Origin of the sequence: Nocardia alni (assembly GCF_019038435.1) — a bacterium.
Lineage (GTDB): Bacteria > Actinomycetota > Actinomycetes > Mycobacteriales > Mycobacteriaceae > Nocardia > Nocardia alni.
In genome coordinates, this window is record NZ_JAGPOX010000048.1 from 18,354 (window position 1) to 29,910 (window position 11,557).

The window sequence follows — 11,557 nt, forward strand, 5'->3', positions numbered from 1 at the left end:
TTCGGCGATAAATATAGACCCCGAAGGTTCCGTCCGCACTGCGCCGGCGTCGAGCATCCCGCTTCGCCGTGTCAGGAGATTGCTCGTGCGATGCCCTGAACGACCCGAAGGCGCCCGTCTGTGAGTGCCGCGGTGAGGTTTTCGGCCTTCTCGGAGAAATTGGCGACGAAGGCGTGCAGTCCGAGCGGATTGGCGGGCTGTGCCAGGACCATCTGCATTACTCCGGCTGCCTGGTCGGTGAGATCGTTCCAGTGGTCGATCGTGAATCCCGTGGCCTGGACGGTTTCTCGCAGCCGGTCGGAAGTTACGAGGAAGCTGCGTTCGGGTCGGTCGGCCCAGGGAAGGGGATAGCCGAGTTCGCCATCTTTGCCGGATGTGATGTCCCAGAGGGCGAGTCGGCCTCCGGGGGCCAGCACCCGCCGTGCCTCTCGGTAGAGTCGCTCCTTGTTCGCCACGTTCATCTGCACGTGCTGGCTGAAGACGACATCGAAAGCGGCTGCGGTGAAAGGCAATTCGGTGACGTCTGCCTGCCGCACGGAAATGTGATCGTCCAGCCCGACGAGTCGATCGAGCCACCGGGCTGTTTCGCAATACTCCTCGGTCAGGTCGACGGCGGTGACCTGACAGTGACGGTGCTCGGCGACGAAGCGGGAGGTGCCGCCGATCCCGCTGCCCGCGTCGAGTACCTTGTGCTCGCTGGAGATCCCGAGCAGGTCCACCAGTTGGCTGGTGGCGAAGCGACCCATGGTGTGGAAGTCCTCGAGCAATCCGAGGTCCGCGGGTCGCAGCTGATCCAGGTCCTTTCCGGCCGCGAGGAGGGCTTGCTCGATGTTGTGCCGAGATAGGCCGGTCGAGTACTGCGTGTGGATTTCGGTGCTGTTCATATCCGATGTCCTGACTGTTGTGATGCGATGTGGCTGAGCGTGATTCAGTCGTTCCGTGAATCGCCCGATGCGATGACGGCGGCGGGCGGTTCGATCGAAACACCGTCGGGCTCCTGCGGGGGTTGGGCAGGAAGGAATACGGCCGCGAGCAGGGCCCCGGCGACGGCCACCGCCCCGGCGACGAGACATCCGACGCTGAGCCCGTGATCGAAGGCGCCGATAGCGGCCCGGCGGACGGCGTCCGCGGCGGCGCCCTGGCCGTATCCGGCGAGTTGGTGTGAGACGCCGAATGCCGCTCCGACGGACTGGTGGACGAGGTTGGTCAGTGCGGACGGGAGCGCCGCCGGCAGGGTTGCGGTGAGCCGGGTGCTGTAGAGGGAGGCGTACACGCTGCCGATGACGGCAACCCCGAGAGTGCCGCCGAGAAGGCGGGTGGAGTCGTTGACCGCGGAGCCGACGCCTGCCTGGTCGCCCGAGACAGCGCCCATGATCGATTCGGTGGCGGGCGCCGATGTCAGGCCCATACCGAGACCGTAGACAACCATTTGCACAGCGATGATCGAGTAGGTGAAGGTGGGTGTGATGGTGCCGGCGACCCAGAAATAGAAGATCGCTTGCAACGCGAGTCCAGCCGTGACGATGGCCTTCGTGCCGAACTTGACCGAGAGCCTGGTGCCGGCGGTTGACCCGATGGCGACCGAGAGGGCAACCGGGAGTAGATGAACCCCGGTGGACAACGGGCTGTAGGTTCGGACGAATTGGAAGTACTGCGTCATCAGGAAGATGAAGCCGAACAGTGTGAAGAACCCGACGGTGACCGCGGCGCTGGCCGCGCTGAAACGCATATTCGCGAACAGGCGCACATCGAGCATAGGCGTGCCGGCGCGACGCTCGCCGAGGATGAACGCGATCAGCAGGACGACGGCGCCGACGAATCCGAGCAGTGAGCCCGCCGATGCCCAGCCCCGATCCGGGGCCTCGATAATGGTGTAAACGAGCAACGCCATGAATCCCCCCGACAATACGAGCCCCGGAAGGTCCAGGCGGTGCGCTACCGGGGGCGCCGACCTGCGGACGGACAGCGCGACCAGAGCGATGACGGCCAGTGAGGCCGGCCCGAGGGCGTAGAAGATACTCGACCAGCTGAAGTGCTCGAGCAGGAAACCGCCGACGATCGGCCCAAGGGCGATGGCCATGCCGGCCGTGGCGCCCCATAATCCGATGGACAACGCTCGCTCCTTGCGGCTGACGAACACACCGGTCAACAGGGACAGCGTGGCCGGAAATGTCATCGCGGCGCCCAGACCCATGATCGCGCGGGCCGCGACCAGCTCGCCACAGGAGCTCGCGTAGCCGCCGGCGAAGCTCGCCGCTCCGAACACCAGCAAGCCGCCCAGGAGCATTCCCTTGCGGCCGAACCGGTCGGACAGGCTGCCCGAGGAGAGCAGCAACGCGGCGAACACCAGATTGTAGGCGTCCACCACCCATTGCAATTGGGACGTGGAGGCGCCCAGTTCACGCGTCAATGCCGGCAGTGCGACGTTGACCAGCGTGGTGTCGAGATTGATGAGGAACGAGGCCAGCAACAGCGCCACGAGCATCATCGGCTTGGACTGTAAGCGATTCATAGTTTAATACTAGGCATTCATAGTAGAGTTTTTCAACTATGAGATATAGAAACTTTCAAAGGGTGCGGTACAGTGGGAGTATGCGGACTTACGGCCAGTACTGCTCGATCGCCAGGGCCCTCGACATCGTGGGAGACCGCTGGACGCTGCTCATCATTCGTGAGCTGCTGCTGCAGGGCCCGTGCAGGTTCACGGACCTGAAGAACGGGCTGCCCGGCATTGCCGCCAACCTGTTGTCGACCCGCATCAAGGAACTCGAACAAGCCGGGCTGATCCAGCGAGCCGATGCGCCGCCCCCGGTCGCGACCACTCTCTACAGCCTGACCGAGAACGGTTTGGCGTTGGAGCCGATGCTGAAGACGCTGGGACACTGGGGCCTGAGATATATGACCGACGAGCGGCAAGGGGACGCGTTCCGGGCACGTTGGCTTGCCTACGCGCCCGCGTGGTTCACCACCGACTCCAACCCGGACGCCCCGCCGTCGACCATTCAGCTCATCGCGGGAGGCGAACACGCTGTCGTCGAACTCCGATCGGGCCAGGTGCACACCAGGATCGGTGACGTCACCGATCCCGACCTGACTCTCGACGGGCCGCCTCGCGCCGTTCTCGGACTGCTCACCGGCATGATCGACTTCGCGGGCGCCGCTCACCTCGGCCTCACCGCACACGGCAAGCGTGATGTACTCCAACGTCTGCGGCCCGTGGCCGAGAACGTGTCGACTGCTCGGATTGAAGTCGGCATCTGAATATTCGGCTCAGGACGGCACAGGTCTTACTCCGTACCGGGAAGAAATGACGCGTGTGCTGTCAGCACTCGCCATCCGGACTCGTCCGTGCGGGTCCACATTCGCGTATACCGCGCCGTAACGGCAATAGGCTGGCCGCCGACAACGGCTTCTATTTTGCCCAAAAACCACGTGACGCCCGCGTTTCCTCGGACAATAACCTTCAGGTCCTCTTCCTCGACCCGGGTCATGACCTGCTGGCCACTGCCGTGCGCGCCGAGATCGTCGGCTTTGGTGTATATATTCCCATCTGGACCGGTGAATATCAGTTCCTCGTCGAGCAGTTCGCTCAATGATTCGACATCGGAATTCAGTTGAGCTGTCTGGAGGCGGTGTTCCGCGGCGATCAGATTTTCGATATCGCTGTTCATAGTCACAGCCTTCCATATCGGTAAGGGCACGACTTCCCGCTTGCGGAAATACCCGTAGTACCCGTGAGCCGATCCGTCGGCGCAAATCGAGAAGTGTCCGACCGGGCTCCAGCCTGGGCCCCGTCGGACACTTCTGCTACTCACTGTGGGGTGTGGCCGGGCTGTCGGCGCGCAGTACTAAGCCGCGTTCGACACCGTCAGCTCGACGGGTACCGGCACTCCGAGCAGGGTCAATATCGCGGCCAGCTTCTCGTCCAGAAGCCTTCCTACCGCGGCGATGTCGGGGTTGTCGAAGCTGCCGAAGCGGGTGGAGGGCTGGTCCACGCTCAGGAAGGTACGGTCTCGAGCGTCGGTGTACAGGGCGATGCGGATGGGCGCGTAGAGCATGATGCCGGCATCGTGGCGAAACATCGTCTCGGCGATGACATTGTTGCCGACCAGGTAGGTGACAGCTTTGGTGGTGTTCCCCCGCAGCGTCATCATCGCGGTCGGGTCCAGGGTCCAGAAATTCGCGAATGAATTGGGTGTGCGCTCAGCGGTGTATTTTTTCACGGCTTCCAGATCACCGGCTTCGATTACCTCGGCCAGTGTGGCGAGGTCGATGTCGGGGACGAGTTGTTCGAAGCGTCGGCGTGTGTTGTCGAATGTGTCCTCCACTTCGATGACGAAGCGGTTGACGGAATGGGTGACACGACGGACGCCATCGGTGGACGGGGGCATCGGGGTTCTCCTTGTGGGTTCGAGTTCGCGGACGAGTGGTTGTCGATCAGTTGACCGCGGGTGTGGCCGCCGTCGTTGTCGCGGAGACGCGGGCGCGCAGTTTCGCCAGTGAGATGAGGTGCAGCGCCAGCAGCAGCGGTACGCCGGCAGTCGGAATCAGGACCAGCGGAAACAGTGATACCTGCTGTGTGTCGGGCGTCAGATGAATCAGCTGTGTGCGGCCCGGCGCGCCGAAGAAGGCGATGGTGAAAGCGACGAGGAAATCCACGATTCCGAGGATGTTGAACCACACCGCCCGGCGATAGTTGCCCTCACGCAGTCCGCGCAGGACCCACGGGGTGGCCAGACCGACCGCGATATCACCGAGACCTGCCGGAAGCGCGAAAAGCGGCGGAAGTTCGCCCAGGCCCAGCGCGATCAGGAATATCACGCCGCCCACCCGGGTCGCGTGTGGGCGGGTGAGTCTGGTGAGAATCCCAGGGTCGGACAGTGCGCCCCCGACCTTGGGCAGGCGGGCGAGAAGCAGCAGGCCAACCAGCGGTATCGCGAATCCGATCGCCAGCCACGGCACGGTGGCGCTGTCCCCGAGCCGATATACGTGCCGGGCCGCCAGTCCCGCCGTCACCAGGATCCAGCCGATGTATCCGACGCCGAACAGCAGCGCCGACCTGCTGTTCGCTCCGTCGGCTCTCGCCGACTCCCGCACCTGTCGCGCGACGGCGAGCAAGATCAGCGCGACCTCGACCGCGACGAGTATCGACATATATCCCGGCATGGCAACTCCGTCCTTCGGGCCGTCACGTCTGCGACGTCCACTGGTGTAGAAAATCTACCATCTGATTAATAATTTCAACAAGATGAGAGAAAAAGTTATTAGCAAGAGGGTGGGTAGGTCTCGTGAACGGCCTCGATGGCCGGGACGCGCGAATTCGATCGTGCACGAGCTTCGTGAGGAGGCAACTGGATTGGTCAGTCGCGCAACGTGATTCGCTTGACTAGGCGGGCCAGGCGGGTCGGTCCGGCCCCGAGGTCACCGCGTCCAGGAAGGCGGCGACAGGCGGTGCGAGCGGTGGTCGGCCGTAGGTCGCGGCCAGCACGCGCCGACCGTCCTGCGGGATCCGAGTGATGAGTACGTCGCTGCGGCGGTGCGCGCTCAGGGCGAGTCCGGGCAATGTGGTGACACCCAGACCGGCGGCGGTCAACGCCTGTGCCGCGATGTAGTCCTCGGTCTCGAAGGCGATGGCGGGGGCGAAACCGGCGCGAGCGCAGGTGGCGAACAGATGCGCCCGGCAGCGTTCGCAACCGGCGATCCATCGGGCATCGGCATGGTCGGCCAGCGTGTCACCGCGGTTGTCCGCGCCTGTCACCAGGTAGACCGGCTCTGTGAACAGTGGGTGCACGGTGACACCGGCCGGGTCGGTCTCCTCGTGCGCGAAGATCAGCGCCACATCGACATCGCCTGCGCGCAGGGCCCGCAGCGCGGCGGGCGGTTCGGCCTCGACCAGGGCCAAGTCCAGATCGGGATGATCGCGGAGCAAGACGGTCATCGCCGCGGGCACCAAAGTCGCCAAGGCCGACGGAAATGCGGCGAGCCGGATGCGGCCCGCGCGTAATCCGGCATGTGCGGCAACCTCGGCCCGGGCCGAATCGATGCGGCCGAGGATCTCCTCGGCGCGCGCTACCAGTAGCTCACCGGCGTCGGTGAGCCGGACTCCCCGTCCGGCACGCTGCAGCAGCGGAACCCCGACCTCGGCCTCCAGCCTGGCCAGATGGTGACTGACCGAGGGCTGGGCATAGTGCAGCGCCTCCGCCGCGGCGGTAACCGATCCCTCCCGCGCTACCGCCAGCAGCACCCGCAAGCGCGTGGTGTCCACGACACGAATCATAGGCTATTTCGATGGAATGCTCGGAAGTATCCATTGGATGTATGGATCGAATCGGGGGCTAATGGATCCATGCCCACCATCACCGATGTCCTGCTCGCTCGAAACCTGTTGGCGAGTCGGCTGCCGCCGACCCCTGCCTGGTCGTATCCGCTGCTCGACGCGACAGCCGGAACCAGGGTCGTCGTGAAGCACGAAAACATCCAGCCCACAGGTGCTTTCAAGGTGCGAGGGGGGTTGAATCTGCTCGCGAGCATGTCCGCGCGGGACCGGGCCCAGGGGGTGCTCGGATACTCCACCGGCAATCACGCCCGGTCACTGGCCTACGCCGCACGCGAGTTCGGCGCGCCGTGCGTCATCGTCATGCCGTCGTCCACGAATTCGCTGAAGGCCGAGGCAGTGCGTGCGCTCGGCGCGGAACTCGTCGAGTTCGGCGCGGACTTCGAGCAGGCGCGGGTCCATGCCACGGAGCTGGCCGCCGATCGGGGAATGCGCCTGGTGTCGGCGGCCGACGAATCCGCCATCATCGCCGGGGTCGCGACCGTTTATCTGGAGCTGTTGTGGGCGGTGCCCGATCTGGACGTGATAATTGTCCCGGTCGGCAGCGGCAGTGGGGCGGCCGGCGCCTGCCTGGTCGCGGCCGCGCTCGCCCCGGCCTGCGAGGTGATCGCGGTACAATCGGAAAAATCGCCGGCCGCGCACGATTCATGGCGTGCTGGTCGACTGATCCAGCGCCCCAATACCTCTCGCGTCGACGGCCTGGCCACCGGCAGCGGATTCGCGCTACCTCAACGCATGCTGGCGAAGTATCTGACGGATTTCGTGCTCGTTACCGACGATTCGATCGCCGAGGCGCAGCATGTTCTGCACACCCGCGCCCACACCCTGTCCGAGGGCGCGGGAGCGGCGGCGTTGGCCGCGGTCCTGGCCGATCGCGACCGATTCGCGGGGCGCAAGGTGGCCGTGATCTGCACCGGCGCGAACGCGACCGATCCTGGTCGGTAGCCGGCGAACCGAGAATGCCCGCCCCGTTCCGACCGGTCGGCAACGAGGTCCGCGTCGCCGAGACGGTACGCTCGCTGCTCGAAGACCGTACGGCCGGTCGCCAGTGTGATCCCGATGGGAGCAGAGCTACCAAACCGGGGTGGGAGGCTGTGCGAAGTTCCTGTGATCCATGCTCCTCGTGCCCCTCGGCCGGTGATGGGGCACGGGTGAAGAGGCACGGACGAAGCTGCTGCGGGACCTGATTGGGTGAGTACCACGAAGGAACGAGCGACTCATGAAGGTGGTCGGTGATGTGCAGGTTCTCGTGTGATGGGTGACGAAGATTTCTCAGCGGGCGGGTCGGAACGCCGGCTGGCCGAGCTGCTCGTGGCGGTGAGCGGTGGTGAGCGCGATGCGTTCGCGGTGCTGTATCAGCTGACCAGCTCGCGGGTGTTCGGGCTCGCGGTGCGGATGATGCGCGATCGGGCGACAGCGGAGGAGATCACCCGAGAGGTGTACGAACGGGTGTGGGCGTCCGCGGGGCGTGAAGATGAGTGGATGGCGAGTCCGATGGGGTGGCTGACGATGCTGACTCATCGGGCCGCCGTGGATCGCGAATGGGTCGATGGGCGAACCTATCTGGGCCGCGACCATGATGCGGACGTCGAATCGGCCGAGCAGCGGGTCGGAAAGCAGGCGATGCTGCCCTCCTTGGACAGTGTGACGCCGCTGCAACGCGAGAGCATCGTGCTGGCCTACTACGGCGGACTCACCTACTCGCAGGTGGCCCAATTGCTGGATACACCGACAGCCATTGTGAAATCTCGTATCCGAGGAGGACTGCGGCTCCTGGCCGGTTTGTCCGGTCGTACGACGAATTCTGGTGCCGGACCCATCCATTCGGCCGAGGGCCTCGACTAATCAAGGGTCGCCGCAGAGATGGTCTGCTGTTGCGTCCAGCATCTGCCTGCTGTCACGCAACTGCGATCGGAGTGCTCGATGATTGTTTCGGCCCTGGACACCGTGGCCGCCCGGACTGCCGGGCTGGTCAAGATCTATGGGTTCGGTGATACCGAGGTGCGTGCGCTCGACGATGTCAGCGTGGAATTCATGACGGGGGAGTTCACCGCCATCATGGGGCCGTCGGGATCCGGTAAATCGACGTTGATGCACTGCCTTTCGGGTCTGGATACCGCGACTTCGGGAGCGGTGTGTATCGGCGAAACGGATCTGACCACGCTGTCCGATAAGCAGATGACCATGCTGCGGCGTGACCGGATCGGGTTCGTATTCCAGGCATTCAATCTCGTGCCGACGCTGACGGCGCTGGAGAACATCACGCTCCCGCTCGATCTCGCGGGACGCGAACCCGATCAGGAATGGCTGTCCACGATCCTGAAGCGGCTGGGCCTGAACGAACGGCTCGCGCATCGTCCCGGCGAACTGTCCGGCGGGCAGCAGCAGCGAGTAGCGTGCGCCCGGGCGCTGGCCGGGCGGCCGGACATCATCTTCGGTGACGAACCGACCGGCAATCTGGACTCCGGCTCGTCGGGGGAGGTGCTGTCCATCCTGCGCGCGGCGGTCGACCAGTTCGGGCAGACCGTCGTCATCGTGACACACGATCCGCGCGCCGCCTCCTACGCCGATCGCGTCGTATTCCTGGCCGACGGCCGGATCGTCGACGAATTGCGCTCTCCCACAGCGGATTCGGTTCTCGATATGATGAAATCGCTGGAGACGCGCTGATGCCCGCCGGTCCGATGCGGAGGGTGGCGACGCGCAATCTCGTCGCGCACAAGGTGCGACTGACCCTGACGTTGCTATCGGTGGTGCTCGGAACCGCTTTCGTCGCCGGGTCTTTCGTACTCACCGATTCCCTGCAGGGAACATTCGACGGTCTGTTCGCAGGGGAGGCCAAGGGCGTCGATGTGCGTGTGCAGCCGGCGGATCGCCAGTCGCTGGGTCTCCCGGACGACGTGATCGGCAAGATCGCGGCAACCGACGGCGTGCGCGCGGTCGCGCCCCGTGTGGCCGGGCCCATCGTCCTGCTCCGGGACGGTAAGGCGATCCAGACCGCGGGCACGTCCGTCACCGGAACCTCGTATCTCCCGCCGAGCAGGGCCGTCGGTGCACCCGACAGGTTCCTGACGGGGACGCCGCCCGTCCGGGCCGGGCAGATCGCCGTCGACCGGACCGGCGCCGAGCGGGCCGGGCTGCGCGTCGGCGATCGCACGACGGTGCTGGTCCCGTCCGCGGGGTCGGTCGGTGTGACGGTCAGTGGTATCTACGACCTGCCCTCCGGCGGCGCGGGCGGCATCACCGTGCTGTTCCAGGACGCACAGGCCCGGCATCTGTTCACCGACGGGAAGCACGTCGCGTACGCCGACGTCGCCGCCCGGCCCGGAGTCACCGCCGACCGGCTGCGCACCGAACTGGCCGGGGCGTTCCCGCAGTACACGGTGCACAGCGGTGACCAGGTCCGGCGTGAGATGGAGAAGGACGTCGCCGACCGGCTGAAGTTCGTCGACTATTTTCTGCTCGCGTTCGGCGCCGTCGCCGTACTGGTGGGTGCGTTCATCATCTACAACACCTTCTCCATGCTCATCGCCCAGCGTCTGCGGGAACTGGCGCTGCTGCGCGCGGTCGGCGCCGATCGCGGCCAGGTGGGGCGGTCGGTGCTGGCAGAAGCGGTGATCATCGGCCTGATCGGCAGCGCGCTCGGGCTCCTGTGCGGAGTCGGCCTGGCGTTCGGCGTATTCGCGATGTTGAAGGCCGCGGACTTCGGGCTGCCGAGCGCGAGCATGTCCGTGCGTCCGCGGACGGTCGTGGTGACGCTGCTGCTGGGTGTGGCCGTCACGGTGGTCAGCGCCTGTTCTCCCGCGCGCCGAGCGGTGCGGGTCGCGCCGGTGGAGGCGATGCGCGGCGGCCTCGGACCGGTACGCGAGTCACTCAGGTCGCGCACCATCGCCGGTGTGGTTCTGGCGGTCGCGGGGGTGGCGCTGATCGGCACGGGCGCTTGCCATATCGGTGCCACGGCGGCACTGATCGTCGGAATAGGCACGGCGGCCGTAATTTTCGCGGTGCTGTTCGCCGCGCCGGCATTGTCCGGGCCGATCGTCCGGGGGTTGGCCGTGCTGCTGCGGCCGTTCGGGACTGTCGGCCGGATGTCGCGCAACAACGCCCTGCGTCATCCCCGCCGCACCGCGGCGACGGCCTTCGCGCTCATGCTCGGTCTCCTGCTGGTCTCCTCGATCGGGATTCTGGACGCATCGGCCAAGGCCGGCATCACCGATCTGGTCGACAAGGGTGTGAAGGCGGACTACATGCTGGCCGGTCCACCGACCGTCGGCCTGCCGCCGGCGGTCGCCGCTGTTGCACAGCGGGTTTCGGGCGTTGGTGCGGTGGCGTCGTTGCGAACGGTGGGTGTGCGGGCCGGCTCCGAACAGCTGACCGGGACAGTGCCCGAGGGGCCGCTGCACGATGTCCTGGACTACATGGTCGACCGGGGCACCGACCGGCTCGGCGGTGACGGTGTCATGGCGTCGGAAACCGAAGCGTCCCAGCATCACTGGAAGCTCGGTGACACGATCGAACTCACCAGTGCCGACAAGCGGGTCTATCCGGTCGTCGTCCGGGGCATCTACAAGGACACCCGGTTGCTCGGCCCGCTGGTCGCCCCGAAGGCGTTCTACGACAAGGTCGTGCCGGTCAGCCTGCGCACCGATTATCTGGTCTTGCTCACCGCGCGGCCGGGCACGGACACCGCGGCCCTGCGCCACGGTCTCGAGTCGGCCATGCGGCCGTACCCCATCGTGCAGGTACAGGATCGCGACGAGTTCAAGGGATCTCAGGGCGCGCAGATCGATTCGATGGTGGGAATCCTGTACGGGCTGCTCGCGCTGTCGGTGGTGATCGCCGTGCTCGGCATCGCCAATACGCTGGCGTTGTCGGTGGTGGAACGCCGTCGCGAGATCGGGGTGCTGCGTGCGGTGGGCATGCGGCGGGCGCAGGTGCGCCGCACCATCTATCTGGAGTCCGCACTGATCGCGGTCTTCGGCGCGCTGATCGGTGTCGGCCTGGGTTCCGGTATCGGCGTCGCGTTCCTGCGCACTCTGCGAGATTTCGGGCTCGTGCAGATCGCCGTGCCGTGGGGACAACTCGCCGCGACCCTGCCCGTCGCGGGCGTGGTGGGCGTGCTGGCGGCCCTGTGGCCGGCGATCAGGGCATCCCGGACGCCCCCCTTGGCCGCGATCGCCGGCGAGTAGGGCGATTCGGGCAATTCTGAAACCCGCCGCGTCA

The 11,557-nt window shown here is 65.7% G+C and carries 11 protein-coding genes; 5 read left to right on the forward strand and 6 right to left on the reverse strand.

The genetic code is table 11. The features are described 5' to 3' along the window. Nucleotides 1-71: 71 nt before the first annotated feature. Nucleotides 72-884, reverse strand: coding sequence for a class I SAM-dependent methyltransferase (locus JZ791_RS19625; protein WP_216896611.1), 813 nt, complete (start codon nucleotides 882-884; stop codon nucleotides 72-74). A gap of 44 nt (nucleotides 885-928) precedes the next feature. Further along, nucleotides 929-2,512, reverse strand: a complete 1,584-nt coding sequence (locus JZ791_RS19630; protein ID WP_216896612.1) for a DHA2 family efflux MFS transporter permease subunit — start codon at nucleotides 2,510-2,512, stop codon at nucleotides 929-931. A gap of 80 nt (nucleotides 2,513-2,592) precedes the next feature. On the opposite strand from JZ791_RS19630, the gene JZ791_RS19635 reads away from it, so the two are divergent. Continuing rightward, on the forward strand, nucleotides 2,593-3,261 hold the full coding sequence (locus JZ791_RS19635) for a winged helix-turn-helix transcriptional regulator (protein ID WP_216896613.1): 669 nt from the start codon (nucleotides 2,593-2,595) through the stop codon (nucleotides 3,259-3,261). Between the two features lie 26 nt (nucleotides 3,262-3,287). On the opposite strand, the gene JZ791_RS19640 is transcribed toward JZ791_RS19635, so the two are convergent. The 4 genes from JZ791_RS19640 to JZ791_RS19655 all read right to left on the reverse strand — a co-directional run bounded on the left by JZ791_RS19640 (nucleotide 3,288) and on the right by JZ791_RS19655 (nucleotide 6,265). Continuing rightward, a complete protein-coding gene (locus JZ791_RS19640; RefSeq protein WP_216896614.1) occupies nucleotides 3,288-3,671 on the reverse strand; it encodes a nuclear transport factor 2 family protein in 384 nt (127 codons plus the stop codon). Between the two features lie 177 nt (nucleotides 3,672-3,848). Beyond that, nucleotides 3,849-4,391, reverse strand: a complete 543-nt coding sequence (locus tag JZ791_RS19645) for a DUF302 domain-containing protein (RefSeq protein ID WP_216896615.1) — start codon at nucleotides 4,389-4,391, stop codon at nucleotides 3,849-3,851. Between the two features lie 46 nt (nucleotides 4,392-4,437). Then, nucleotides 4,438-5,166 (reverse strand): DUF8737 domain-containing protein, encoded by a 729-nt coding sequence (locus tag JZ791_RS19650; protein ID WP_216896616.1) that lies wholly within the window; start codon nucleotides 5,164-5,166, stop codon nucleotides 4,438-4,440. A gap of 220 nt (nucleotides 5,167-5,386) precedes the next feature. Beyond that, complete coding sequence (locus JZ791_RS19655; RefSeq protein ID WP_308162996.1) at nucleotides 5,387-6,265, reverse strand: LysR family transcriptional regulator; 879 nt, start codon at nucleotides 6,263-6,265, stop codon at nucleotides 5,387-5,389. A gap of 81 nt (nucleotides 6,266-6,346) precedes the next feature. Between JZ791_RS19655 and JZ791_RS19660 the strand changes: the two genes are divergently transcribed. The 4 genes from JZ791_RS19660 (at nucleotide 6,347) to JZ791_RS19675 (ending at nucleotide 11,523) form a co-directional block, all read left to right on the forward strand. Further along, nucleotides 6,347-7,279 carry a threonine ammonia-lyase gene (locus JZ791_RS19660; RefSeq protein ID WP_216896618.1) on the forward strand — a complete coding sequence of 311 codons (933 nt, stop codon included), beginning with the start codon at nucleotides 6,347-6,349 and terminating at the stop codon, nucleotides 7,277-7,279. Between the two features lie 309 nt (nucleotides 7,280-7,588). Further along, complete coding sequence (locus JZ791_RS19665; protein WP_216896619.1) at nucleotides 7,589-8,179, forward strand: sigma factor-like helix-turn-helix DNA-binding protein; 591 nt, start codon at nucleotides 7,589-7,591, stop codon at nucleotides 8,177-8,179. 78 nt (nucleotides 8,180-8,257) lie between these two features. Beyond that, the gene (locus tag JZ791_RS19670; protein ID WP_216896620.1) at nucleotides 8,258-9,004 is read left to right on the forward strand and encodes an ABC transporter ATP-binding protein; all 747 of its coding nucleotides are present in this window, start codon (nucleotides 8,258-8,260) and stop codon (nucleotides 9,002-9,004) included. Nucleotides 9,005-9,018: 14 nt separating this feature from the next. After that, nucleotides 9,019-11,523 (forward strand): ABC transporter permease, encoded by a 2,505-nt coding sequence (locus JZ791_RS19675; protein WP_438804540.1) that lies wholly within the window; start codon nucleotides 9,019-9,021, stop codon nucleotides 11,521-11,523. Nucleotides 11,524-11,557: the final 34 nt, after the last annotated feature.